Here is a 23,629-nt window from a genome sequence, read left to right as displayed (position 1 = left end):
TGCCCGTTCGGATCCCTGGGGGTTCAGGCTTCGTTGGCAACGACGAGATAGCCGGCCTCGGCCACAGCCTCGCCGATTTCGGAGGGCGAGAGTTCATCACTGGAGGTGATGGTGACGGTGGAGATGCCCCGGGCGTTGAGATCGACGTCGACAGCTTCGACGCCGGCGAGAGCTTCAAGCTCTTCACTCACCGATGAGATGCAGTGGCCGCAGGTCATGCCCGAAACGCTGACGGTGGTGGTGACTGTGGAGGTGGTGCTCATGGCTGGCTCCCTGGGTTCTGGCCGGCCTGTGGGCCGGCGATGTGTTAGTTGCAGTCTGAAGTATGGGGTGGGTTGAAGAGCGCTGTGAAGGATGCAGGGTGTTGGGTCAGCGAAGCAGGCGGCCAATAGCGTCGGCGGCCTCTTTGACCTTGAAATCGATGGCCTCCGCCCGCAGGGCCGAGTCGGGTTCGGCTGCAGCTCCCACAACACAATGCCCGATGTGCTCCTCAACCAGCCCAAGACTCACAGCGTGGAGGGCTTTGGTTACCGCCGAGACCTGGGTCAGGATGTCGATGCAGTATTTGTCCTCATCAACCATGCGGGCGATTCCCCGTACTTGGCCTTCGATCCGCTTCAAACGACGCAGGTATGCTTCTTTATTTCCTGTGTAGCCGTGTGCGTGCTCGGGCTGCGATTCAGCGGCAGGCAGCACTTGGGCAGCTTCTTCCGGTGCGTTCATAATGCCAACTTATACCGGGTGGGGGTATATGGCAAGTACCCCCTGGGGGTATCCCACTGCTCCAAAAGGGCATTAAAAAGCTCCGGAGTGCGTTATTGGGGGATACGCACTCCGGAGCAGCCTTTGGGCAGATTCACTTTCCGTTCTCTCGACCGGATCTCTCTGCTTGAACCAGCTTACGTGGGCGGAACGCTCTCCGCCACCACCTCGAATAACTACTTTCGCTTTATTATTTAGCGCTCACAATCCGTCTTGATGGGCCGGCATCCGATAGGGGACCAGCAGCACCGGTTTGCTCTGATGATGGGTCAGCCACGCCCCCACCGAGCCGTTCAGGACTTCGGAAATCTTGTGAACCAGCCCGCGCTCGGACGTCCCCACAATGATCATGGGGGCGTTGCTTTCCGCGGCCAGACGGGCAAGTGCCCGGGCAGGATCCCCGGCCAGGGTGCGCAGGCTCCATTCCGGCGGGGCACCTCCTGCGGCTGCTTCGTGCATCGCGGATTCGATCACAGCCCCAAGCTCCACGGTCACGGCCCGGATGTCGTCGTCGTTCTTCTCCGGATGCAGGGACAGCCGGTGCGCTGACCTGGCAGGGTCCCATTCCACCAGATAACTAGCTTCATCCACGTAGGCGCACACGAGCGGGGTCGAGAGCTTGACTGCGAGGGCTGCCGCCGTCTGAAGAACCTCCGGATGCTGGTTCGGCACAATCCCCACCAGCAGCGGAGCCGACGTGTTGAAACGTTCTGGAGTCATAGCTCATTGTCTGTCCGGCAGCGGCACTTGAACAGTACCGTGGCTGGTGGGCAGGCTTTTCAGGCAACAGCGGGCGACGCCGATACCACCACGTTCTTACCCCAAGGGTCTTCCGTGTAGCAGCTGATCAGCACCACACGGTTGGGCACCATGTCCCAGATGGGGCTGTCCTTCAGGGCGGCCTTGACGTAGGTGGTCACGCTGTCCACGCGGTAGCGGATGGTGCCGTTGCCGGTCACGACGTCGAACTCGTCACCCACCGCCGCGTCCGAGCTGAGGTGGTTAAAAGGGGCATCACGGCCTTCCCAGCTGTGGCCAATGATGTAGGTGGTGTTCGTTGATCCGTTTCCCGGCGAGCCGAACGGCGTCAACCAATATCCGTCCATGGTGGTGGGCGGCACGATGGTCTGGCTGGCCACCGCGGAGTTGTCCGGCTCAAGAGGATGGACGCTGGTATCGATTGCTGCGGCCGCGTACTGGATACGTACGGGTGCGGAGGCATCGGGAAGAGCGGGAACGGCTGGTGCCGGTGCCGGTTCAGCTGCTGCCGCAGCCAGCGGGGCCGCGGGATCGGACGCCGCCTGTGTCGATGCCGCAGGGCCGGCCGCCGGTTGGGTGGCGCCAGCGGAATCGGGCCACTCAATGTACGACGCCGTTCCCACCGACTGAGCCGTGGCGGCCGTTCCGCCTGCACCGTGTTCCGCCGCCTGGAGGAGCGGTGCGCCGAATGTGAGGGAAAGAAACCCCAGGATCCCGCACAGCAGGATGGCTGCGTCTGCGCGGGTAAAGCCGCGCAGGCGTTTTGTGGTGGATACGCGGTGCTTTCCCATAATGCCCCCTGTGCCGTGGAAAGAAGTTTTTGCAGGAGGGCGCCCTGCCTCATCCGGCGGGGCGCCCTCCTTGTATGTGGACTTGTGTGCGGCAGCGTTGGGACAGTCCCAGCGCCGGGGCCTAGCTGGCTGCCGGCACTACCGTGCTGGACCGGCGACGGACCGCAATAGCCATGCCTGCAGCGACCAGCACACCCAGGCCTCCCAACCAGGACGGTGCGCTGTCGGCGGCGTTCCCGCCGGCTGCGGTCTGGGCGTTGAAACCCTGATTCGTGCCCCGGCTGGTAACTGCCGTCTTGGCTGGTGCCTTCGCAACAACTTGTGGGGCAGGCGCCTGGGCGGCAGGGGGAGTGACAGCGGACGGAGTCACTGGCTGACTGACCACCACGGGAGGATCGACCACCTCCACCGGGGGGTCAACCACTACCACCGGGGGATCCACCACAACGACCGGGTCAACCACAACAACCGGCGGCACCACAGTGGCCGGCATGCAGTTGTTGAGGTTGATGGCGATCCCCTCAGCCGTCCAGTTCTGGCCGTCCGGCAGCAGCGGGTTCGGCGGAATGATGTCCATCGTGTCTGCGTCGTGGCCATTCAGGGCGTGGTAGTCCACCAAGACCCCTTCGTAGGGGTTTGTCTCGCTGCCGGTTGCATGGCAGATGAGAATCTTTTCGGCGGCCATGGCGGGGGCGGTGACACCGAGCAGTCCCAGTCCCACCACCGCCGCGGTTGCAAAAGTCTTTTTCATGATATTTTCCCCAGTCTGTTGGAAACGGACCACGCCGAAGGGGGAGAAGCGACGACTCTCAGTGCCCCAGCAGCACAGCCAGCTTGCTTGAGTTTTCAGGCTAGGGCCGGGGGATGGAGGCAGTCGCGAGTAGCGAGTACTCGTCTTTCCCGGGTACTTAACGGCCCCTGTTACCTGTGGGTACCCGGAAGCCAGCGCGTACTACTTGTGTATCCAGCGGAAGGTGGGGCAGGAGTGTTTGCCGGATGCGTCCGTCCAACCCGAACAGAAAACTGCGGAGCATGACGGTCACTGCAGCGGGGCGTGGAACCGCTCATCTTTCCCTTGTACGCAGCCATGCCCACGCCTAACGTGGAGACATATGAAAGGTGCGTGAACGGCATGGAAATCTTCATGTGGTGGCTGGATCTGGATCTGGCAACGAAGGAATGGCTCCGCGAGAATCTGCGCGCCGAGGAGTTGCCCCTCCCAGTGCTCCAGGGCATCGCCGAGGCAGGCGGACCACATCCGGATACCCCCGTCTCGGTCCTCACGGAAGCCGACTGGGATTTCATCGAGACCCAGTCTGAATTTGTGGACTGACAGCACCACGGAGAACATGCTTCACAGCCAAAACCGTTGCCACCGTCCGGTGGGAGTGGTTGCATGGGGTTCATGTCACCTGCAGAGAGTTTTGTCGTAGCGATCGGAACCAAAAAAGGCCTGTGGCTGGCCACCAGCCCGGACCGTCAGGACTGGTCACTTTCCGGACCGCATTTCCTCATGACCGAGGTCCCCAGCATTGGCATTGACACGCGGGATGGCCGGACCCGGATCATGGTTGGCGTGAGGTCTGAGCACTGGGGCCCCACGGTGGCACACTCGGATGACCTGGGCGCGTCCTGGACGGAGCCTGAGCAGGGCGCAATTGGCTTTCCTGAAGATACCGGCGCTGCTCTGGAACGCATCTGGCAGATCTACCCGGACGCAGAGTCGCGGCCAGGTGTGGTCTGGGCAGGTGCCGAGCCGATATCCGTCTGGAAATCCACCGACGGCGGGGAGCACTTCGAGCTGAACCGGGGGCTGTGGGACCACCCCCACCGGAGCGAATGGGGCGCAGGCTTTGGAGGCGCGGCAGCCCATTCCATTGTGGTGAACCCTGCCGGGGACAACGTGCACGTGGCCATGAGCACCGGCGGAGTTTACCGTTCGCTCGACGGCGGGACGTCCTGGGAGCCGAGGAACAAGGGGATCTCCGCGTACTTTATGCCCGATCCGAACCCGGAGTTCGGACAGTGCGTGCACAAGATAGCGGCGGATGCCGCCGTCGAGGGCCGTCTCTACGCGCAGAACCACCACGGCGTCTACCGCACCGATGACAATGCCGAAAACTGGGAGTCCATCGCGGAAGGCCTGCCTGCGGACTTCGGCTTTGTGATGCTGACGCACCCGCGCCGTGAAGGAACGGCCTGGGTGGTGCCGCTGAAGGCCGACGGCGAGCGGATCCCGCCGGACGGAAAGCTGGCGGTACACCGGACGGATGACGCCGGGGCCAGCTGGAAACGGCTGGACTCCGGACTGCCGGAAAACGAGTACAACAGCGTGCTGCGCGATGCCGCCTCAGTGGATTCCGCGGAGCCGGCGGGCGTCTACTTCGGCACGCGCGGCGGCACTGTGTATGCCAGTGCGGATGAAGGGGAGACCTTCACGGAAGTGGCTTCCCATCTTCCCGATGTTTTGTGCGTGCGGGCAGCCGTGGTGGCAGGTGCCTGATATCAGCGTGGTGCTCCCCAGCGTCCTCCAGCCTTTGGCCGGCGGGCAGCCTGTCCTGACAGCACCTGCCGACGGGCCGGTCACTGTGGCGAAGCTGCTGGATTCAGTGACCGGGAACTACCCTGTGCTGGCAAGGCGCCTGCGGGACGAAACCGGGGCGCTGCGCCGCTACGTGAATATATACGTCAACGGTGATGAGGTACGGCGCCTTCAGGGATTGGAAACCGAGGTGGCTGCCGGCCAGGAGGTGCTGGTCATCCAGTCAGTGGCGGGCGGCTAGACAGCTTCACCTGACAACAGTTTCAGCTCGGACAGGTGCCGCTGCAACTGGCCGCCTCCCAACCACAGCCCCTCCCAGCCATGCCCCTGCCATGACAGGTTCGTGCGGCGTATCGTGAGATTCAGGAAGAACGACGCCGTTCATCCCAGTGCGCTGTGTCGCCGTCCTACGGAGGGATCGCCATGACAAACCAGAGCCTTCAGTCCGCCATTGACCGGCAGGGCAGCGCCGTCGAGGTGTTGCGCAATGCCTACTCCAGGCCGTTCACCTTCCCGGTGACCCCTGAGTTCACGAATTGGCGGAGCGAACAGGCGTCATGGCGGGATTCATGCGCCCTGCTGGACCAGTCACACCACATGGCAGACCTCTTCGTCCGCGGCCCCGATGCAACAAAGTTCTTCACGTGGATCGGGACGAATTCCGCCGCCGGCTACCAGGTGGGGAGGGCAAAGCAACTGGTAGCCGTTAACCATGACGGGTACCTCATCGGAGACGGCATCCTCTTCCATCTCGGCGAGGACTCGTTCGACCTGGTGGCCCTTCCCATGCTGAGCGACTGGGTCGAATACAACATCTCTTCCGGCGACTGGGACGTCACCCTCGAGCGCGACGACCACTCGCTGATCAGGCAGGGCGATCCCAAGCTCTTCCGGTATGAGCTGCAGGGGCCGAACGCGCTCGCGATCATCGAGAAGGTCACCGGCAAGCCGGCACCTGAACTGAAGTTCTTCCACATGGGTGAAATCGAAGTCGGCGGTCACAGTGTAGGCGTCCTCCGCCACGGCATGGCGGGCCAGCCGGGCTTCGAGCTGTGGGGTCCGTGGGGCGATGCGGCCGGGGTGCGTGAGCAACTGCTGGCCGACGGCGAGGAATTCGGCATCACGCCGGTGGGGGCCAAGGGATACTCATCGGCGAACCTGGGCTCCGGGTGGGTGCCTTCCCCGCCGCCGGCGATCTTCCAGCCTGAGCTCAAGGCGTACCGCGAATGGCTGGACGTGTCGAAGGCCGGTTCATTGGGAGGCAGCTTCTACTCGACTGATATCACCGACTACTACCTCACCCCCTACGACATCGGGCTCGGCCGCTCGGTGTCCTTTGACCATGAATTCCTTGGCAAGGAAGCCCTGCAGCGGCACTCCGAAGATAAACGGCGCACCAAAGTCACGCTCGTGTGGAATAAGGACGACGTGAAGGACGCGCTCGGATCCATCCTGGGTGACGGGATTCCTGCCAAGTACATCGAGCTTCCGAAGTCCCGCTATGCGCTGTACCAGACAGACCGGATCCTGAAGGAAGGGGAGACCGTCGGAATGTCGCTCGACGTCGGCTACCTCGCCAATGAGCAGGCCTTCCTCTCCCTGGCGACGATCGACGTCGGGCATTCCCAGACCGGAACGGAGGTGGTGGTGGTCTGGGGCGAGGAGCCGAATTCCCGCAAGGTTCAGGTGGAGCGGCACCGCCAGGTGGAGATCCGCGCCACGGTCGCTCCGGCACCGTTCAGCGAGTTTGCACGGGGCGGTTACCGGGCGCCCTGAGGCCGGACCAAGGGCGCTCCCAATATCGTTGACAATTTCGTTTCCGATCCGTAGCGTCGATTTTGAGCGATCGTCAGCGATCGCGCCGATCCCGAGCGATGATGCGACAGGAAGGTAGAGGTGGTGGCCGCAAGCCTGAGCCTCAAAGGAGTGGACCTGCACTTCGGCGGCGTCAAGGTTCTGCAGGATGTGACCTTTGACGTCAAGCCGGGTGTGATCTTCGGCCTGGTGGGCCCTAACGGCGCCGGCAAGACCTCGCTCTTTAATTGCATCAGCGGACACTACAAGCCCAATGCCGGATCGATCACCATCAGTGGCACAGAGGTGCTGGGCAGTGCCCCCTACCGTCTGGCGCGGCTGGGGCTGGCACGCACTTTCCAGCAACCCGCATTGGAGTTGAACGCCACAGTTCTGGAGAATGTGCTGCTCGGAGGGCACATCAGGCTCCCCGGCGGGCCTGTTGCCTGGTCGCTGCGGCTGCCGTTCACGGTGCGGGCCGAGCAAGGAATCCGCGCGGAGGCACTCGAACTGCTCAACCGTGCCGGGCTGGGCTGGGCCTCGAATCTGCCCGCCGGGGAGCTTTCGCATGGCTTGCATAAAGGCGTGGAGCTCTGGCGTGCGCTGCTCTCCAAGCCGGCGCTTCTGCTGCTCGATGAGCCTGCCGCGGGACTCTCGCATGGCGAAGTGGAGCAATTCATTAAGACCGTGCGGCGGCTCCGGGCCGAGCAGGACATCACCATCATCATCGTCGAGCACCACATGGGGCTTATCTCCGCCCTCACCGACCGGGTTGTGGTGCTGGACCACGGACGCAAGCTTATGGAGGGCACTGCTGCCGAGGCGCAGTCCGACCCCCGGGTGATCGAGGCCTACATTGGGAAGGACGCGGCGGATGACGCTACTTGAACTTGCCGGTGTGACCGCGTCCTATGGGCCTGTCCAGGTGCTCGACGGGGTGGAGCTGAGCGTGCCCGAGGGCGGCTCGGTGGGGATCCTCGGCGCGAACGGGGCAGGCAAAACGACGACGCTGCGCGCGATCAGCGGCACAGTGCGCACCGGTGGTCGGATCAGGTTCGAGGGACGCGACATCCGCGGTTTGCGCCCCGACCAGGTGGCATCACTGGGTGTCGCCCATGTTCCGGAGGGCCGCGGAACCCTCGGCCAGCTGAGCGTGCGGGAGAACCTCCTGGTGGGGGCCTACCTCCGCAAGGACAGGAAAGCGATCGCTGGCGATATTGAGTACTGCCTGGACCTGTTCCCGCAGCTGCAGGACCGGGTGGGCTCCCGCGCGGCTTCACTCTCGGGCGGTGAGCAGCAGATGCTTGCCGTTGCCAGGGCCTTTATGGCCAAGCCCAAGCTGCTGCTGCTAGACGAGGCGTCCCTTGGACTTGCCCCGAGCACCTCCAAGACGGTGTACCAGGCAATCAGGCGGCTGCGGCTCGAGTCAGGCATCGCCATGCTGGTGGTGGAGCAGAACGCCAATCTCGCGTTCTCGCTGGTTGATACTGCCACCGTGCTCGAAACAGGGCGCAACGTGCTGACAGGAACGTCGGCCGAACTTAAGGGCATGGACGAGATCCGCCGTGCCTACCTGGGGGGCTGAATGACATGGGCACCTTTATCCAACTTGTGGTGGACGGGCTCTCGACCGGCTCAATCTACGCGGCGTTGGCCCTTGCGATCGTGCTCGTGAACCAGGCAACCGGCCTGATCAACTTCGCCCAGGGCGGCATGGCCGTGCTGTCCGCCTACATCGCCTACGCTTTCACCCGGCTGGGCCTGCCGCTGGTGCTCGCCATCCTGGCGGCGGTGGTGATTTCGTTCGTTATCGGCGCAGTGATCGAGAGGTTCCTGGTCCGCAGGTTCGAAGGCGGCGATCCCGACACCGCCGTTGTGGTTACCATCGGCCTGCTGAGCCTGGTCACCGGAATTGCCGCCATATTTTGGGGCTACAACAACCTGGCGTTCCCTTCTCTTTTCCCGCTGACCAGCGTGGAGATCCTCGGCGCCGTGGTGAGTGTCCGGTCGCTCGCAACAACGGTGACCATTGTGGCCATCATGGTGGTTCTGCAGGTGCTCTTCCTGCGGACCAAGCTGGGGCTCGCGCTGCGGGCCGTTGCGGACAACCCGGCCTCCGCCGCCTTCTCGGGCCTGGCCGTGGGCCGGCTCCTGATGGTGGGCTGGGGCCTCGCCGCGGTTCTGGGCGCGATCGCCGGCGTCCTCGTCGCTCCACAGCTGACCCTCACCCCCGGCATGCTCGATACGGCACTCGTCTACGCACTCGCCGCAGTGATCCTGGGCGGCCTCAGCAGCCCGATCGGATGTGTGGTGGCCGCTTCCGCGATCGGCGTGCTTGAAAACCTCGTGGCCGTTTACGTGCCGCTGATCGGCCATGACCTCAAGATCGCCGTGCCGTTTGTGCTGATCTTCGTCATCCTCGTCATCCGGCCGCAGGGCCTGTTCGGACGGAAGGTTGTGGTGAGGGTCTGATGCCTGCCATGTCCTCCGTCCTGGCGAAGAGATCTACCCGCGTCATCCTGACGGCGGTAGTGGCCATCGCCCTGATCGTTGCCCCGCTCATCCTTCCGGCGTTTGCGAACCAGACGCTGGTGCGTATCGGCGTGTATGCGGTGGCGGTACTGGGCCTGAACATCGTCATGGGTTACACCGGGCAAGTGAACCTTGGGCAGATCTTCTTTGTCGGGCTCGGGGCCTATGTCACCGCCTACGGAGTCAACCACGACTGGAACATCATCCTGGTGTTCGTCGCGGCGTGCGTTGTTCCGGGCATCGTTGGGCTGCTGGTGGCTTTGGCCGCAGCCCGGCTTGGTGGCCTGGCGATCGCCATGGTCACCATCGCCCTGCCGATTGTCGGCGTCCCGCTGGCCAAACGCCTTGATGAGTTCACCGGCGGCTCCCAGGGGACCTCGGCCCGATTCACGGATGCGCCGGACTGGTCGGGGCTGTACAACGACCAATGGCAGTTCTACATCGTCTTGCTGGTGACGGTGGGCGCGTTCCTGCTGGGCCGCAGCCTGGTGCGCGGCAAGTACGGCCGGGCGTTCGGTGTGGTGAAGGAAAACGAAGCCGTTGCCGCGTCCATGGGTATCTCGCCGTACCGTACCAAAGTACTCGCGTTCACGGTCGCTTCGATATTCGGCGGGGCGAGCGGCTTCCTTTACCTTGCAGCGGTGCAGTACACCTCGCCCGAGACCCTCAGCTTCGGCCACTCCATCAGCCTGGTGGCCGCGATGGTCATCGGCGGCGCGGGGAGCATCATTGGCGCGCTGATCGGCGGCGCCTACTACGTTTTCGTTCCGCAGCTGACAAACGCCATCGATCCGAACTTAACCGCCATCAGCCAGGGCGCGATCCTCCTCGTGGTGCTTTTCCTGCTGCCCCAGGGACTGGTCAGTCTTCCACGAGTGATCCGCCGGCTCTCCCGCCGGCGCCCCGCCCGCTCCACACCATCGGGGAATCCCCCGCAGAACTCTCCTGTGCATCAGCCTGCTCCTGCGGCCGCGCCGGAGGGACTCGAAAAAACAGAGAGGCAAGATCGATCATGAAGATTAGAAAAAAGCCAGACGGGGTCCTCGGTATCGTCGCGATGGCGTCGATCATCGCGCTCTCCCTTGCAGGTTGCGCCCGTGACGGTGCCGGACAGGGTAACGGCTCCGGGGCGAGCCCGGGCATCACTGACACCGCGATCACACTGGGTGTCACCACCCCGCTCAGCGGCCCCACAGCCGGGCCCGGAACCTGTACCGTAGCGGGCCTCGCAGCCTACTTCGGCTCCGTGAATGCGGCCGGTGGCGTGAAATTCGGCGACGGCAAGACGCGCAAAGTCGACATCAAGTCTTACGACGACGGATATGATCCGCAGAAATCGCTGTCGAACTTCCAGCAGATGGTGTCCGACAACGTTTTTGCCGTCACATCCGGCCTCGGTACTCCCACCAACCGCGCCTTCCGTGATGCCGCCATCAGCCAGGAGGTCCCCCAGGTGCTGGTCATGACCGGTGACCCCCTGTTCAGCGACCGGGATGAGAGCCCGTGGCAGCTGGGGTTCGTGCCGATCTACCAGAATGAGGGATCTGCCTTCGGCAAGCTGCTGGCAGAGTCGGGCAATCAGCACAAGGTGGCCATCCTGTCGCAGAATGACGACTACGGCAAGGGTTACGTTTCGGGTTTCAAGGATGCCGTCAAGGATGCATCCAATGTCTCGGTGGTGGGAGAACTGACGTACGAAGCGACTGACACCTCGGTGGATGCCCAGCTCACCCAGCTCGCCGCGTCAGGCGCGGATGTCTTCTTCAACGCAATGTCCATCACTCCGCTGGTGATCTCATCGCTCCAGAAGGCGCAGCAGATCGGCTGGAAGCCCAGCTGGTTCCTCCCGTCCAATACATCAAGCCCGACGGCGATCCTCCAGCCCGGTGGTGCGGGGGCATACCCGGGCATTTACTCAGTGTCCTTTGCCAAGGCACCTCAGAGCCCGGCGTTCGCCCAGGACGAGGACGTCGTGAAGTTCCTGGCGGACCTCAAGCAGTACGGTAACTACCCGGACATGCCGGCGTTCCCGCACTGCATGTGGAGTTACATGGTGGGAGCCACCCTCGAGGAAGCCTTCAAGAAGATGACCGAACCAACGCGTGAGGATTTTATGGCCAAGCTGCGGGACATCAAGGGCCTGCAGGCTCCACTGATGCTGGAAGGCACGGCGGTGGACACCACTGCCGACGGCCAGCCGGCGGTATCTTCGGTTCTCGTGCAGAAGTTCGACGGGAGGGGTTACGGCACGGTTGAGAAGTTCGGCTAGCCGCACGGCATCATTCCAGCACTAGCCCTTATTCCAGCACTGGTCCTTCATTTCAGCACAGAACCAGGACTAGACGCGGGCGGCGTTCGGGTCAGCCCAGACGCCGTCCGCGTCTGCCAGCTCATCGATCAGCTTGAGTCCGCGCTTTGCCCACGCGATTTCGCCCCGGGCCCGGTCAACAAGGCCCTCGTACGTAAACCGTTTGAACGCGATGGTCCGCTCGCGGTCCTCCGGTGCTGTGACTGCCAGCCGCCGCAGAAGCATCGGGTTGGCGATTTCAGCGATCCGCAGGAGTTCGCCCTCCCACTGGGCAAGTTCGCTCTCCCACTGCACGATGTGCGAACGGAAGAATTCCCGTGCTGCCTCGGGAGTCGCAGCCTCAAGGTAGGCGGCCCGGAGGTGGGCCGGGTCCCGGACGCGCGCGTACTCCAGGGGTGTGTGCATCCAGGCAAGGAAGGCCTGCTCCCCGGCGTCGGTCACATGATAGATGCGCCTGGTGGCACGCTGGCCCCGTGGCTGCTCCTCACCCTCGATAAGGTGCTCAGCTTCCATCTTGCGAAGCTCGGGGTAGATCTGCGAGTCGGGAGCATGCCACACGTGACCCACCGACATGGAGAACTGCTTCTGCAGTTCGTAGCCGGAGAGCGGGCCCACGCGAAGCAAGGCAAGCAGCGCGTATCGCAGGCTCATGCAGCACTCCTTCAGTAACCGGACGGTTCCGGGGGCGCTGCCGCCCCCGGGCCCGGCCTCCAGACTAGGCGGACTTATAGTTGGTCCGCCACCCGCCACGGTAGCTGGCGCGGGCGACGGCGGAGTACGGCACGGGGCTGACCACCGCCCTTACCTCGGTTTGAACGTGCGGTTCCACTGCCGCCTTGGCGGTGCCGCCGTCGGGCTCTCCCCACACCACCCTCAGTTCAGTGCCTTCGGGCACGTTGGGGTCGATGGTTGCGAGCGAGAGCGCGCGCCGCTCGTTCGCGCTGTAGCCGGTGAACATGGAGTAACCCACCACCGTGCCGTCCGCGTCGATGACAGAGTCATAGTTCGCCGAACCATAGTTGGCGAGGGGCAGGTCGAAGAACTTGTAGTTCGGTCCTTCCCCCTTGAACAGCGATGCGAAGATCGACGTGACGTCGTCGCCATCCCAGGCCAGGGTGACTTTCTTGCGCTGGGTATCCTGGTCGATCCGCTCCAAGGCATCGCGGCCGATGAAGTCATGGTCAAACTTCACAAACGTGCCGTAGCCAAGTTCCCAGGGAGTCAGGTAGTAGTCCTCGATGTTCCCGGACACGAACGATCCCGCGAGCGTTCCGGTGGCCTCGTAGCCGTCCGCGGGAAGCCACTCGCGGTAGCCGCGCTCCGCTTCGCCCGAGTAGATGGCCGGCAAAGGCGACGGAATCCAGCCGGACTCCAGGGTGTTGGATGGATAGGCGCGCGAACCGACGGGCACCAGCCCGAAGTCGGCGCCGGCTTCCATAATTGCGTCCCTGATACGCCCGTGGTCGGCATAGGGCCCAAAGATTTCAAGACCCGGAGCGCCCGCCATGCCGTGGCGAAGGGTACGGACGTTTGTTCCTTCGATGGTCATGGTGGACATGTTGAAGAACTTCAGCTGCTCCACCGGGCCTCGGTTCAGCTTTTCGATGACTTGCCAGGCGTTCGGCCCCTGGATCTGGAAACGGTAGTACTGGCGGGTGACCTGCTGGCCGTAGGGCCGGGACGGCGAACGGCGGTCAATGGTCATCTCCAGGTTTGGGTAGCCGCCGGTCTCGCCATGGTAAAGCAGCCAGTTGGCGGCCGGTGCGCGCCCCACGTAGACGTACTCCTCCTCGGCAAGGCGGAAGAGGATGCCGTCGCCGATGACGTGTCCGGATTCGGTGGTGGGGACGTACTGCTTGGCCCTGTTGACGGGGAACACCGCGGTGGAGTTGATGGCCGTTGACGAGATCAGCTTGATCGCGTCCGGGCCCTTCATGAACAGGTTGTCCATGTGGTGGGACTGGTCGAAGAGCACGGCCGTCGAGCGCCACGCGGTCTGCTCCTTGATCCAGTTCTGGAAGTCGGCCGGAACAACGGGGTAGATGTAGGACCCGATCTGTGAGTTGCGGAGCAAATCCACTGCGCCGCTGGACGAGTCGAGGACTTCCTGCAGATTCTTCGGTGCCACGATGAACCTCTCATTCTGTATCGGTTGTTTTGGATCCGTTGTGGTTGGCATGTTGGCTTGCGATGTTGGCTGCGGGAAGTCAGAAGACGATGGTCTGGTTGCCGTGCCGGATGACCCGGTCATCGGCGTGCCATTCCACGGCCCTTGAAAGGACGGCACGTTCCACATACGCGCCGCGGGCCTGGAGATCAGTGGCGCTGTGGGCATGTGTCACCCGGGCGACGTCCTGCTCGATGATGGGCCCCTCATCCAGGTCCTTGGTCACGTAGTGCGAGGTTGCCCCGATCAGCTTCACGCCGCGCTCCTTGGCTTTGCGGTAGGGGGCCGCGCCAATGAACGCGGGCAGGAAGGAGTGGTGGATGTTGATCAGCGGCACGCCAACCTGGTCGAGGAACTCAGGTGACAGGATCTGCATGTAGCGTGCCAGAACCACAAAATCCACATTGCCCTCCAGCAGCTTCAGAATCTGGGCCTCGGCGTGCGACTTGTCACTGCCAACGGACGGCACGTGGAAGAAGGGCACACCGAACGAGCGGACGTCCTCGGCGGTGTTGGTGTGGTTGGAAATAACCATCGGGATGATGACATGCAGCTCGCCGCGGCGGTGCCGCCACAGCAGTTCGAGCAGGCAGTGGTCTGACGTGGAGACCAGGATGGCCATCCGCTTGGGAACAGAACGGTCGGTGAGGTTCCAGGCCAGCCCCAACGACTCCAGCGTCCTGGCGAGGTCTGCCTCGATCTCGGGCAGGGCAACTGTAAGGTCAGCCCGGCTGAAGACGATCCGCTGGAAGAAGTCGCCCCCGGTGGGGTCGCTGGAGTGCTGGTCCAGGGAGACAATGTTTCCCTGGTTTCGGGTGACCACGGCCGCAACCGCGGAGACGATCCCCGGCCGATCGGGGCCATGGACAATCAGGCAGGCCTGGTCCCTCTGCGCTTGGCTGTGCAGAGCCATCGGGGCCGCCTCACTCCTGCCGGCCCGTGAACCGGCGGGCCCAGCCCGCCGTCTCCGCCAGTCCGCCGAAGGTGTAGAAGTGCAGCCCTACCTGTCCGCGGAGGCCAGGGCCTTTGCGCGCGGGCTGATCGGCGAGAACTGCGGCAAGGTCGTTGACGAAGTTGTCGGGCCCGGCCTCGCCGACGAGGTTGGTGAGTGAGAATCCGTACTTCTTCACGATCATGGCGTTCGCGCCGACCCCAAAGCGGCGGGCAAAGCCCAGGAGGCGCTTGATCCCCGCCGGTCCAGGTGTTCCGACGCGGATTGGAGCGTTGATGCCCCTGGCCCTAACCTCCCCGATCCACTCGGCCACAGGTTCGGTGTCGAACGCGAACTGGGTGAGGATGACAGTGTCAAGCCCCTGGTCCCGGAGCGCTGCAGACTTGTCTTCAAGCGCGCGCCACAGGACGTCCTTCCGGATATCCGGATGACCTTCGGGGTACCCTCCGATTCCGACTTCGCGGACTCCGAACTCCTGCAGGATGCCACTGTGTATCAGCGAGAGCGAATCGCTGTAGGGACCCTCGGGCTGGGCGGGATCACCGCCGACGGCGAAAATATGCTGCGCCGCGTCAACGTCCTGCAGCCGGCTGAGGAACTCCCTGAACCGCTGCTCGGACTCCAGCCGCCGGGCCGAGATGTGGGGTACGGGAACGAAGCCCATCTCCCGGACCGACTTGGCGGCGGCCACACGCATCTCAAGGTCTTCGTTTCCCAGGAAGGTCACGTTGATTCTCGTGCCAAGGGGAATGAGCGGCCTGGCCTCAAGGAGGGAAGGGACGTCCTTGCCCGTCATCTCCAGGGAGAAGTCCTTCATGAGTTCGCGGGAAGCCGCGCGGTTGATCGTGTGAGTGGTTTTAGTCACAATGCCACGTCCCTTCATTGGGCCCCCCGTTGCACCTGCTACGTCTTAAATTTTACCTATGGATATAGGTACTGTCCATAGGTATCTGTCGGATGAAACCCAGCCGGATAAGGAAGCCAGCCGGACAGGGACCTCAGCCGGAGGGATGGCTGGACGCCGGCATCACATGCCGTTCCCGCCCGACGAAGAAGCCGACGGCGAGCTGTGCTGCGAGGGCGAGCTCCACGAGCAGCAGAGGCACAAGCCACCCTCCGGTGAGCGAAAGCAGGCTGCCAAAGGCAACGGGACCCACAGCAGCAATGGCATAGCCGCCTGACTGGGCCATGCCCGACAGCCGCCCCGCAGCCCCGGAGGTGCGTGCCCGGAGCCCGAACAGGCTGAAGGACATCGCCAGAGATGCCCCCGAGGAGAGGCCGTAAAGGATCACCCAACCCGCGAAAAGCACCGGCGCGATAATGAGCCCCGTGATGGCCACCAGGCCGAGCACCGGGATGACGGCGGGTGTCCACCGCGCCAAACGCCCGCGAAGCATCAGCGGGACCGCAAGTGAACCCGCGAGCGAACTCACCTGGAGCACCATCACGTCTATCCCGGCCACCACCTCCGAACGCCCGATGCTGTGTGCCAGCGGTGCAAGCCACGTGACCATCATGTAGAACGTCATTGCCTGGAACCCCATGTATGAGAGCACCTGCCAAGCCACTGGGTCTCCCCACACGCCCCAGCGGCCACCTGGTGCTGGCTCCGGTTTCGCGGTTGACGCCACGGCATGCGGCCCTCCGGTACCCGGCCCCAAGGTGGGCAGGGGTTCTCCTCCCCGCCTTCGCATCAGGACCGCCAGCCAGACCACTGTTGCGAGTGGAATCAGTGATCCCGAGAACAGCAGCGCACCGGACCAGCCAACTACTCCGTCGCCGGCAGGGATCTGCGAGACCGGAACCACAATCCCCGAGGCCAGCGCTCCCGTGCCGCTGAGGAAGGCGGTGAAAAGTGCCGTCACCACCGCCAGGCGGTCGCTAAATTCACGCTTAATCACCGCCGGGAGCAGGACGTTGGCGACGGCGAGGGATGCTCCGGTCAGGACTGTTCCGGCCCACAGGTTCAGGCTCGTTCCCGGGAGAGAGCGCCACACGGTGCCGGCCCCGAGCGCGATCAGGGAGCAGAACACAACGGCCGAAATGCCGAAGCGCATGCCGAGGGCGTGAGCCAAGGGTGAGACCAGCGCGAAGGCAATCAGGGGGATGGCGGCCAGCAGCCCCAGGGCAGCCTCAGTGGTTCCCAGATCCGCCGAGATCTGCGCAAGAAGCGGCCCTACGCCGGTGATCGTGGAGCGCAGGTTGGCTGCTGTCAGCAGCACGGCGGCGAAAAGGAGGAGACGGGGATGCCTTACCTGCTCTGATGGTGGCATCCCCGCACCTTCCCCGTAACCTCCCGGCGTCGCGGGATTCGCGATCGGCGGATCTACTTCCCCGGCTCCTCCTGGCCTCCGATCGAATCAGCCCGCGGCCAGGGCATCGGGATCGAGGTGGGCGATTGAGCGGGTGTCCTGGAAGGCACGCACTCCCTCGATGCCCTGCTCCCGGCCCATGCCGGACTGCTTCATTCCCCCGAAGGGAGCACGCAGGTCCAGCCGCGTGGCGCCGTGGTCATTCACCCAGACGTAGCCACAGACCAGCCGTCCGCCCACGCGGTTGGCCGACTCCGGATCGGCCGTCCAGACCGAGCCGCAAAGCCCTGACCAGGAATCGTTAGCGGCACGGATGGCCTCATCCTCCGTGTCGAACGGGATCAGCGGAATCACCGGGCCGAACTGCTCCTGGGTAACAACGCGCAGCGACGGATCCGGGTTGATCACCAGCGCCGGCCGCAGGAAGTTGCCGCTCCGAAGGTCCGGATCTGAGGGCAGCGTCCCAAACTCCCTGACGTCGGCGCCCGCTTCCTTTGCCTCCTCGATGATCTCCGCGACGAAAGCCTTCTGGGCCGGCTGGTGCAGCGGTCCCATGGTGGTGCCTTCGTCCAATCCGTAACCGACAACGGCTTTGTCGAGCCGGGCCGACAGTCCTGCCACCAGCTCATCCATGCGCGAACGGTGGACGAAAACCCGTTTCGCGGCCATGCAGATCTGGCCGGTGGTGTCGAAGATTGAAGCGTACAGACGGTCAAGGTGGGCGTCATCAAGGATGGCATCTTCCAGCACCACGGCAGCGTCGTTTCCGCCCAATTCCAGCGTCACCCGGGTCAGGGACTTGGAGGCCATCTCCATGATGCGCTTGCCGCCGGAGACGCTGCCCGTGAAGCAGACTTTCGCAACATCGGGGCTTGTGATGAGAGCCGACATGTCCGCGTCCTTGCCGGTCACGATGTTGAGCACGCCGGGCGGAAGCTTCTCCGCGACTCTCTGAACCACACGGGTGGTGGCGAGCGGAGTGGTGGGCGGTGGCTTCACAATGGCGGTGTTGCCGGCCAGAAGTGCATGTGGCAGCGATGCCCCGAGGATCGCGATGGGCCAATTGAACGGCACGATGACCGTCACCACGCCCAGCGGCTGGTACTCCACCGTGGTGGATACGGGGATCCCTGGCGCCGGGGGAAGGACTTTGGTCGCGTCCACTTCGTCCGCCAGCTCCAGTGCAAGGTTCCACCGGAGCTCGAACACCAGTGAGTCAATCCACGCCTCCATCCGGATCTTCCCGTTCTCCTGGGACAGGATGGCGGCATCTTCATCACGGAAGTCGGCGATTCCCTCGATGGCGGCGCGCATCTGGTCGGCGCGTTCCCGTGCGCTCAGTGCAGACCATTCGGGGAAGGCCGCCTTGGCCGCGGCAATCGCGTCGTCAACGTCACCCGGGCCCGCCGCTGCCGCATGCCCCACGATGGCGCCCGGTTTGCCCGGATCGACCACCTCCAGGGTGGCGGCGGCCTGACGCTCGGCCCCTCCGATGTACAGGCCGGTGGTCACCGGCGCTGAAGTGTTCACTGTGTCGGTCATGGCTTCGCACCTCTCTAAATGAGTACTGCAGGTTCTCCTACGGCGTCACTGGTGGACGACGGGTGTTCCGTGGGTGTGGAACGTTTCGATGGTCTTCATGCCCCAGGCCTGCCCTTTCTTGCGCTCTTCCTGGGTCCACTCCACCACCGGGGAGTCGGGGTCCAGCAGGAGCCGCGCGCCGGCGTTGGCGAGTTCGATGCGGTTGCCGCCGGGCTCCCAGACGTAGAGGAAAAAGGTCTGGTTGATCGCATGCTTGTGGGGGCCTGACTCGATGTGGATGCCGTTCTCGAGGAAGATGTCGGCTGCCTTGAGGATGTCCTCCCGGGTGTCGGGGGCGAACGCGACGTGGTGCAGCCGGTTGCCGTGCTTCAACCAGTCGTCGGAGTACACGATGTCGTAGGACTTGTTGTTGAAGTGGAACCACCAGGCGGCATATCCGCCGTCGTCCAGCTTGATCCGTTCACTTTCGCGTCCCCGCAGGGCTGTGGCCACGAATTCTCCGTTGGCCACCACATCCTTGGCGAGGTAATTGATGTGGTCCAGCCGCCTGACGTTGACGCCACGGCCGGGAAACGCGGAGGCCTGGTTCTTCAGGGCGGGCTTGTCGTCGGTGGCCACGTACCGCTCGGTTTCATAGTAGATAGCCATGTCGTGCCCGTCAGGATCCTGGAAAGCGTAGGCGGGGCCCGTGCCCACTTCCCCTTCCACCCAGCCGATGCCCAGGCCAGTGGCTTCGATGGCAGCCACCCGCCGCTCAAGAGCCTCCTGGCTGGTTGCCCGGAACGTCGTCCGGCCTACTCCTGCCTCGGCGGATGCGGTGAGCTTCAGCGTGTACAGCTGATATTCGTCCCACGTGCGCAGGTATACCGAATCGCCGGCCTCGGCGACAACACGCATGGCCAGCAGGTCGCGGAAGAACCACAGGCTCTTATCGAAGGTGGGTGTCAGCAACTCCACGTTCCCCACGTGGCCGACGTCGAATGAGGTGTACTCGGTCATTGACTTGTCCTCTCCAGAATCGCTTTCACAGCCAGGGTCGCTTTCAGAGGCACACTCGCTTTCACAGGCGTGGCCGCGGGAAGACACGCCCGTCGAAAATCTTCCGCGCCGTGCGGAGGGCTGCCGATTTGGTGACGGTGAACCCGTCCGGAGTTGACTCGACCGCAATGTCGACGTCGAAATGGCCGGTGGGATGTTCGATACGCAGCGGATCGCCGCGGGAGGGCAAGGCAGCGAGTCCGTGGCCCACTGATCCCTCTGCCAGCACTCCCGCGCCTACTGTAAGAGCCCCCAGCACACCAATTGAGGTGTGAACCCGCACTGGCAGGAAGCTGCGGGTGGCAATGGCGCCGCCTGCGCTGGGCTGGGCCAGCAGTACAAGCTTTGGCACGGTGGCATCGGAGACATCGCCCATGCCCATCACTTTTGCGGCTTCAAGGCGGATCGCCCTAAGGCGGTCTGCCAGATCGTCGTCGGCCTCCAGCTCCTCAGGTGATTCGCCGCCCGTCAGCCCGAGGTCGGCGGCGCGCATCAGGACGGTGGGCATGCCATTGTCCACGCAAGTGGCGTCTACTCCGGCAACCCGGTCCAGCACGCTGCCGGACGGGAAGAGCGCCCCGGTGGAGGATCCGGCTGTCCCCTCGAAGTTGAGCCTGATCGCTCCCGCCGTACCGGGGACGCCGTCGATCTCGAGGTCGCCGTCGTAGTCCACTTGCCCGTCCGGAGTGGCGAACGTGGCCGTGGCCAGGCTGTCAGTATTGACCATCCGGATGCGGACGTCGGTATGCCCGTTGCCGGGCGGAACGAGGCCGCGCTCCACCGCGAACGGACCGACGCCGGCCAGGATGTTGCCGCAGTTTTGGCGGTCGGTCACAAAGGCGCTGTCGACGCCCAGCTGGAGGAAAAGATAGTCGACGTCGGCGCCGTCGTCGGGGGATGGCGAGATGACGGCCACCTTGCTGGTGAGCGGATGCGCACCGCCCAGCCCGTCGATCTGGCGCGGATCCGGCGTGCCCATGATGCGCAGGAGCAGGTCGTCACGTTCCTCGTGGTCAGCCGGGAGGTCCGCCGCGAGGAAGAACGCACCCTTGGACGTGCCCCCACGCATATAGAGGCAGGGGATTCCCTCAACCCCGGCCATGATCCGCCCCGGATTCTGCGGCTCTGTGCTCAGCGGCTTCTGCCGCGTAGTATTCAGCAGCGCTCACATAGCGTACGCCCAGGTCCTCCAAGACGCCGCGGAGCCGGTTGCGGTCCAGGCTCAACTCGCCGGCGACGTAGGCCGCACGTGACTCCGCCTCTTTCATCACCCGCGCATCGGCCGCTTCGAGGGCAGACTGGACGTCCGCGCGCGGCACGCACAGTACGCCGTCGTCATCAGCGACGACGACGTCCCCCGGGCGCACCACCGTGCCGCCCACCGTGATGGGCACATTCACTGAGCCTGCGGTGGCCTTGACCGTCCCCTGGGCGTTGACCGCGGCAGACCAAACCGGAAACCCCATGGCCCGCAGGTCTGCCACGTCCCGGACCCCGCCGGTTGTCACCAGCCCCCGCACTCCGCGCTGTTGCAGAGCTGTGGCGAACAGTTCGCCAAACGAGCCGTCAAGCGAGGGGGACGCCGTGGTCACCACCAGCACGTCACCTTCCCGGCACTGCTCCACCGCAGCATGGATCATCAGGTTGTCGCCCGGCCAGCAGAGGACGGTGACCGCAGAACCCGCAATCCGGACCGACTCCTGGATGGGACGGAGCGAGGCACCCACCAGTCCTGTGCGACCCATAGCTTCGTGCACCGTCGCGACGCCGTGCGATCCGAGCGCGTCTATGGCGGAAGCATCCGCCCGCGGGACATCAGTGACCACAACGGTCTTCATTCGAGGACCTCGGTGACCTGGGGGTAATAGCGCATGTACGCCTCTCCCTTGGTGTCAACCGGCAGGCCGAGGTTGGGGCCGGCGTTGCGCTTCACCTGGACCCCGCGGCGCACCGCAAGGGAGGTGTAGTAGTCCCACATGTGCTGCTGGGCGGGCAGGCACTTCATTGCCTTCTCCTTGGCGGGGAAAGCGGAGGTGATGTCGAGCAGGACATCTGGCTTGAAGTCGCACTGTTCGGGCTGATGCGGCTCGAAGAAGAACACGGGCGGTGCACCCAGCACTTCGCCCGGAGCCTCGTAACCAATGGCCTGGGCCAGGATCCTGGCTTCGATTGCCAGTTTTCCGGCTGCCGGGTGGTCGCCGTTGTAGGGATCCAGCAGCGGATGCGTCAGCACAACGGTGGGCTGGACCCGGCGGTAGATCCGCACCAGCTCATCCAGCAGTTCCCGGCTCGGCAGGAGGGGGTAGTCGCCGGCGTCGAGGAATTCGATTTCGGCACCCAGGGCCTCGGCGGCGGCCTCGGCCTCTCCGCGCCGGATGGCCTTGATTTCGTCCAGTGATTTCCCCGCCAGCCACTGGCTGGCTGACTCGCCGCGCTCGCCGTAGGAGAGGCAGACGACGACGGCGCGATCACCTCGGGCGGTGGCGGCGGCAATGGCGCCGCCGGCCCGCCAGACGAAGTCGCCGGCGTGCGCGCTTACCACCAGCACGGTGCCTGCATTGGCCATGATGGGTCCCTCCCGGACTGCTGTCCCATCTCCGCATCCTCTTGCCAGACAACCACTCTCTGGTACTGCGGTCAAGACATCGGCTACAATTTTGTTACCAATCCTGATCCTCATATTTGTTGCTGCCACAGTTACTGCCACAGGTTGATTCGCCCGCGCGAACCTGGCCTTCCCGGTGGCCAAACTAATCAGTGGACAAAGGAGTCAGCGTGACGCAGACCTTGCAGGAAGCGATCGATCGGCCGGGCTCTCCGGTCGAACTGCTGCGCAACTCAACGGCGTCACCCACCGTTTTCCCGGTCAAGCCGGAATTCAGCAATTGGCGGTCCGAGCAGCAATCATGGCGGACGGGCTGCGCACTGCTGGACCAGTCACACCACATGACCGATCTCTTCCTTCGAGGGCCTGGCACCGAACGCCTGCTCAGCACCCTGGCCGTTAATTCATTTGCAACGTTCCCGGTTGACCGCGCCAAGCAGTTCATCGCCGTGAACCACCAGGGTTACCTCATTGGCGACGCCATCCTGGCCCACCTCGACGTGGACTCCTACAACCTGGTGGGGCATCACATGGCCATCGACTGGGTGCAGTTCCACGCCGAGACAGGCGCACACGATGTGGACGTTGAGCGGGACGGGAATTCCATCGTCCGGCCCGGCGACCCCCGGCTCTTCAGATATGAACTCCAGGGACCAACAGCACCGGAGATCGTGGAGAAACTCATCGGCGGTCCGGTGCCGCAGATCGGCTTCTTCCACATGGGCCGTTTCGGGATTGCCGGGCTTGAGGTCCGCGGCATCCGGCACGGGATGGCCGGCCAGCCGGGCTACGAGCTTTTCGGCCCATGGGCTGACGGCGTGCGGGTCAGGGACGCATTGCTGGAAGCCGGTGCCGGGCTCGGCCTGACACAGGTTGGTGCCAAGGCCTACTCAACAGCCAACCTTGAATCGGGATGGGTGCCCTCGCCGGTGCCCGCAATCTTCTCGGATGGCCAGTTGCGGGCCTACCGGGAATGGCTGCCCGCAGCGGCGGCGGGGTCGCTCGGCGGCAGCTTCAATTCGCCCAACATCGAGGATTACTACCTGACACCCTATGACCTGGACTACGGGCGTGCAGTGGCGTTCGACCACGACTTCATCGGGCGTGACACGCTCGAGGCCCTTCCGCAGGATTCGGGCCGCCGCAAAGTCACGCTCGTCTGGAACCCCGATGACGTCCAGGAGGCCATCGGCTCGCTCCTGCGCCCGGGCCTCCCGGCCAAGTACATCGACCTGCCAAAGGCGCGGTACGCCCTCTATCAGGTGGACAGCGTGCTCCACGAGGGTGCCATTATTGGGCAGTCCTTCGACTGTGGTTACATCACCAATGAGCAGTCGTTTGTTTCGCTTGCCAGCGTTGACCCGGCGTTTGCCGAAACCGGCACGGAGGTCACCGTCGTCTGGGGTGAGGAGCCCAATTCGTCCAAGCTCCAGGTGGAGCCGCACCGGCAGGTTGCCATGCGCGCCACTGTTGCCCCCGCCCCCTTCGTGCAATTTGCACGCGAAAGCTACCGCGCCGCCTGAGG

Annotated in this window: 25 protein-coding genes; 10 read left to right on the top strand and 15 right to left on the bottom strand. The window is 64.1% G+C overall.

Annotated elements, in window-relative coordinates; translation table 11 throughout:
- Positions 1–23 precede the first annotated feature (23 nt).
- From F8G81_RS23115 to F8G81_RS23095, 5 genes are all read right to left on the bottom strand, one after another.
- Positions 24–263, bottom strand: a complete 240-nt coding sequence (locus F8G81_RS23115; protein WP_267276943.1) for a heavy-metal-associated domain-containing protein — start codon at positions 261–263, stop codon at positions 24–26.
- Positions 264–369: 106 nt separating this feature from the next.
- A complete protein-coding gene (locus F8G81_RS23110) occupies positions 370–723 on the bottom strand; it encodes a metal-sensitive transcriptional regulator (protein WP_267276942.1) in 354 nt (117 codons plus the stop codon).
- Between the two features lie 240 nt (positions 724–963).
- The gene (locus F8G81_RS23105) at positions 964–1,482 is read right to left on the bottom strand and encodes a universal stress protein (RefSeq protein ID WP_267276941.1); all 519 of its coding nucleotides are present in this window, start codon (positions 1,480–1,482) and stop codon (positions 964–966) included.
- Between the two features lie 59 nt (positions 1,483–1,541).
- Complete coding sequence (locus F8G81_RS23100) at positions 1,542–2,312, bottom strand: class F sortase (protein WP_267276940.1); 771 nt, start codon at positions 2,310–2,312, stop codon at positions 1,542–1,544.
- A gap of 121 nt (positions 2,313–2,433) precedes the next feature.
- Positions 2,434–3,063, bottom strand: coding sequence for a hypothetical protein (locus F8G81_RS23095; RefSeq protein ID WP_267276939.1), 630 nt, complete (start codon positions 3,061–3,063; stop codon positions 2,434–2,436).
- A gap of 381 nt (positions 3,064–3,444) precedes the next feature.
- Here F8G81_RS23095 and F8G81_RS23090 point away from each other — a divergent pair, with 381 nt between their 5' ends.
- The 9 genes from F8G81_RS23090 (at position 3,445) to F8G81_RS23050 (ending at position 11,449) form a co-directional block, all read left to right on the top strand.
- A complete protein-coding gene (locus F8G81_RS23090) occupies positions 3,445–3,645 on the top strand; it encodes a hypothetical protein (RefSeq protein WP_267276938.1) in 201 nt (66 codons plus the stop codon).
- Positions 3,646–3,708: 63 nt separating this feature from the next.
- A complete protein-coding gene (locus tag F8G81_RS23085) occupies positions 3,709–4,815 on the top strand; it encodes a WD40/YVTN/BNR-like repeat-containing protein (protein WP_267276937.1) in 1,107 nt (368 codons plus the stop codon).
- Positions 4,775–5,095 (top strand): MoaD/ThiS family protein, encoded by a 321-nt coding sequence (locus F8G81_RS23080; protein ID WP_416377081.1) that lies wholly within the window; start codon positions 4,775–4,777, stop codon positions 5,093–5,095. The genes F8G81_RS23085 and F8G81_RS23080 overlap by 41 nt, the downstream gene beginning before the upstream one ends.
- A gap of 182 nt (positions 5,096–5,277) precedes the next feature.
- Positions 5,278–6,630, top strand: coding sequence for an aminomethyl transferase family protein (locus F8G81_RS23075; RefSeq protein ID WP_267276935.1), 1,353 nt, complete (start codon positions 5,278–5,280; stop codon positions 6,628–6,630).
- A 123-nt stretch (positions 6,631–6,753) separates the two neighbouring features.
- Positions 6,754–7,536 carry an ABC transporter ATP-binding protein gene (locus F8G81_RS23070; protein WP_267276934.1) on the top strand — a complete coding sequence of 261 codons (783 nt, stop codon included), beginning with the start codon at positions 6,754–6,756 and terminating at the stop codon, positions 7,534–7,536.
- Positions 7,523–8,233: an ABC transporter ATP-binding protein gene (locus F8G81_RS23065; protein ID WP_267276933.1), complete on the top strand. Its 711-nt coding sequence runs from the start codon at positions 7,523–7,525 to the stop codon at positions 8,231–8,233. Before F8G81_RS23070 ends, F8G81_RS23065 begins: the two co-directional genes overlap by 14 nt.
- Positions 8,234–8,238: 5 nt before the next feature.
- Positions 8,239–9,120, top strand: coding sequence for a branched-chain amino acid ABC transporter permease (locus F8G81_RS23060; RefSeq protein ID WP_267276932.1), 882 nt, complete (start codon positions 8,239–8,241; stop codon positions 9,118–9,120).
- Positions 9,120–10,196, top strand: a complete 1,077-nt coding sequence (locus F8G81_RS23055) for a branched-chain amino acid ABC transporter permease (RefSeq protein ID WP_267276931.1) — start codon at positions 9,120–9,122, stop codon at positions 10,194–10,196. Before F8G81_RS23060 ends, F8G81_RS23055 begins: the two co-directional genes overlap by 1 nt.
- Positions 10,193–11,449 carry an ABC transporter substrate-binding protein gene (locus F8G81_RS23050; protein ID WP_267276930.1) on the top strand — a complete coding sequence of 419 codons (1,257 nt, stop codon included), beginning with the start codon at positions 10,193–10,195 and terminating at the stop codon, positions 11,447–11,449. Before F8G81_RS23055 ends, F8G81_RS23050 begins: the two co-directional genes overlap by 4 nt.
- A 69-nt stretch (positions 11,450–11,518) precedes the next feature.
- Here F8G81_RS23050 and F8G81_RS23045 read toward each other — a convergent pair whose 3' ends face one another.
- From F8G81_RS23045 to F8G81_RS23000, 10 genes are all read right to left on the bottom strand, one after another.
- Complete coding sequence (locus F8G81_RS23045) at positions 11,519–12,139, bottom strand: PadR family transcriptional regulator (protein ID WP_267276929.1); 621 nt, start codon at positions 12,137–12,139, stop codon at positions 11,519–11,521.
- A 64-nt stretch (positions 12,140–12,203) separates the two neighbouring features.
- Complete coding sequence (gene ligM, locus F8G81_RS23040; protein ID WP_267276928.1) at positions 12,204–13,616, bottom strand: vanillate/3-O-methylgallate O-demethylase; 1,413 nt, start codon at positions 13,614–13,616, stop codon at positions 12,204–12,206.
- A gap of 79 nt (positions 13,617–13,695) precedes the next feature.
- Positions 13,696–14,568: a formyltetrahydrofolate deformylase gene (gene purU / locus F8G81_RS23035; RefSeq protein ID WP_267276927.1), complete on the bottom strand. Its 873-nt coding sequence runs from the start codon at positions 14,566–14,568 to the stop codon at positions 13,696–13,698.
- Positions 14,569–14,578: 10 nt separating this feature from the next.
- Positions 14,579–15,472: a methylenetetrahydrofolate reductase gene (locus tag F8G81_RS23030; RefSeq protein WP_416377080.1), complete on the bottom strand. Its 894-nt coding sequence runs from the start codon at positions 15,470–15,472 to the stop codon at positions 14,579–14,581.
- Positions 15,473–15,605: 133 nt separating this feature from the next.
- On the bottom strand, positions 15,606–16,880 hold the full coding sequence (locus tag F8G81_RS23025; RefSeq protein WP_267276926.1) for an MFS transporter: 1,275 nt from the start codon (positions 16,878–16,880) through the stop codon (positions 15,606–15,608).
- Between the two features lie 87 nt (positions 16,881–16,967).
- Positions 16,968–18,461 carry an aldehyde dehydrogenase family protein gene (locus F8G81_RS23020; RefSeq protein WP_267276925.1) on the bottom strand — a complete coding sequence of 498 codons (1,494 nt, stop codon included), beginning with the start codon at positions 18,459–18,461 and terminating at the stop codon, positions 16,968–16,970.
- Positions 18,462–18,506: 45 nt separating this feature from the next.
- Complete coding sequence (locus F8G81_RS23015; protein ID WP_267276924.1) at positions 18,507–19,460, bottom strand: VOC family protein; 954 nt, start codon at positions 19,458–19,460, stop codon at positions 18,507–18,509.
- 61 nt (positions 19,461–19,521) lie between these two features.
- Positions 19,522–20,601 (bottom strand): 4-oxalomesaconate tautomerase, encoded by a 1,080-nt coding sequence (locus tag F8G81_RS23010; RefSeq protein WP_267276923.1) that lies wholly within the window; start codon positions 20,599–20,601, stop codon positions 19,522–19,524.
- Complete coding sequence (locus F8G81_RS23005) at positions 20,588–21,337, bottom strand: 4-carboxy-4-hydroxy-2-oxoadipate aldolase/oxaloacetate decarboxylase (RefSeq protein ID WP_267276922.1); 750 nt, start codon at positions 21,335–21,337, stop codon at positions 20,588–20,590. Before F8G81_RS23005 ends, F8G81_RS23010 begins: the two co-directional genes overlap by 14 nt.
- Complete coding sequence (locus F8G81_RS23000; RefSeq protein WP_267276921.1) at positions 21,334–22,065, bottom strand: PIG-L deacetylase family protein; 732 nt, start codon at positions 22,063–22,065, stop codon at positions 21,334–21,336. The genes F8G81_RS23005 and F8G81_RS23000 overlap by 4 nt, the downstream gene beginning before the upstream one ends.
- Before the next feature lie 209 nt (positions 22,066–22,274).
- Here F8G81_RS23000 and F8G81_RS22995 point away from each other — a divergent pair, with 209 nt between their 5' ends.
- Entirely contained in the window at positions 22,275–23,627 is a 1,353-nt protein-coding gene (locus F8G81_RS22995; RefSeq protein ID WP_267276920.1) for an aminomethyl transferase family protein, read from the top strand.
- Positions 23,628–23,629: the final 2 nt, after the last annotated feature.

It is taken from the genome of Arthrobacter sp. CDRTa11, from assembly GCF_026427775.1.
GTDB lineage: Bacteria > Actinomycetota > Actinomycetes > Actinomycetales > Micrococcaceae > Arthrobacter.
The sequence above is the reverse complement of the archived record's forward strand: the minus strand, read 5'-3'. Positions and strand labels throughout refer to the sequence as shown.

Bases quoted from the DNA above. Each gene is read 5' to 3' on its own strand.
- F8G81_RS23115 (WP_267276943.1), bottom strand. From the start codon at position 263: ATGAGCACCACCTCCACAGTCACCACCACCGTCAGCGTTTCGGGCATG.
- F8G81_RS23065 (WP_267276933.1), top strand. From the start codon at position 7,523: ATGACGCTACTTGAACTTGCCGGTGTGACCGCGTCCTATGGGCCTGTC.
- F8G81_RS23050 (WP_267276930.1), top strand. From the start codon at position 10,193: ATGAAGATTAGAAAAAAGCCAGACGGGGTCCTCGGTATCGTCGCGATG.
- F8G81_RS23085 (WP_267276937.1), top strand. From the start codon at position 3,709: ATGGGGTTCATGTCACCTGCAGAGAGTTTTGTCGTAGCGATCGGAACC.
- F8G81_RS23025 (WP_267276926.1), bottom strand. From the start codon at position 16,880: ATGCCACCATCAGAGCAGGTAAGGCATCCCCGTCTCCTCCTTTTCGCC.
- F8G81_RS23005 (WP_267276922.1), bottom strand. From the start codon at position 21,337: ATGAAGACCGTTGTGGTCACTGATGTCCCGCGGGCGGATGCTTCCGCC.
- purU (WP_267276927.1), bottom strand. From the start codon at position 14,568: ATGGCTCTGCACAGCCAAGCGCAGAGGGACCAGGCCTGCCTGATTGTC.
- F8G81_RS23080 (WP_416377081.1), top strand. From the start codon at position 4,775: ATGTTTTGTGCGTGCGGGCAGCCGTGGTGGCAGGTGCCTGATATCAGC.
- F8G81_RS23075 (WP_267276935.1), top strand. From the start codon at position 5,278: ATGACAAACCAGAGCCTTCAGTCCGCCATTGACCGGCAGGGCAGCGCC.
- F8G81_RS23045 (WP_267276929.1), bottom strand. From the start codon at position 12,139: ATGAGCCTGCGATACGCGCTGCTTGCCTTGCTTCGCGTGGGCCCGCTC.
- F8G81_RS23000 (WP_267276921.1), bottom strand. From the start codon at position 22,065: ATGGCCAATGCAGGCACCGTGCTGGTGGTAAGCGCGCACGCCGGCGAC.
- F8G81_RS23095 (WP_267276939.1), bottom strand. From the start codon at position 3,063: ATGAAAAAGACTTTTGCAACCGCGGCGGTGGTGGGACTGGGACTGCTC.
- F8G81_RS23100 (WP_267276940.1), bottom strand. From the start codon at position 2,312: ATGGGAAAGCACCGCGTATCCACCACAAAACGCCTGCGCGGCTTTACC.
- F8G81_RS23105 (WP_267276941.1), bottom strand. From the start codon at position 1,482: ATGACTCCAGAACGTTTCAACACGTCGGCTCCGCTGCTGGTGGGGATT.
- F8G81_RS23010 (WP_267276923.1), bottom strand. From the start codon at position 20,601: ATGGCCGGGGTTGAGGGAATCCCCTGCCTCTATATGCGTGGGGGCACG.
- F8G81_RS23015 (WP_267276924.1), bottom strand. From the start codon at position 19,460: ATGACCGAGTACACCTCATTCGACGTCGGCCACGTGGGGAACGTGGAG.
- F8G81_RS23055 (WP_267276931.1), top strand. From the start codon at position 9,120: ATGCCTGCCATGTCCTCCGTCCTGGCGAAGAGATCTACCCGCGTCATC.
- F8G81_RS23020 (WP_267276925.1), bottom strand. From the start codon at position 18,461: ATGACCGACACAGTGAACACTTCAGCGCCGGTGACCACCGGCCTGTAC.
- F8G81_RS23110 (WP_267276942.1), bottom strand. From the start codon at position 723: ATGAACGCACCGGAAGAAGCTGCCCAAGTGCTGCCTGCCGCTGAATCG.
- F8G81_RS23060 (WP_267276932.1), top strand. From the start codon at position 8,239: ATGGGCACCTTTATCCAACTTGTGGTGGACGGGCTCTCGACCGGCTCA.
- F8G81_RS23090 (WP_267276938.1), top strand. From the start codon at position 3,445: ATGGAAATCTTCATGTGGTGGCTGGATCTGGATCTGGCAACGAAGGAA.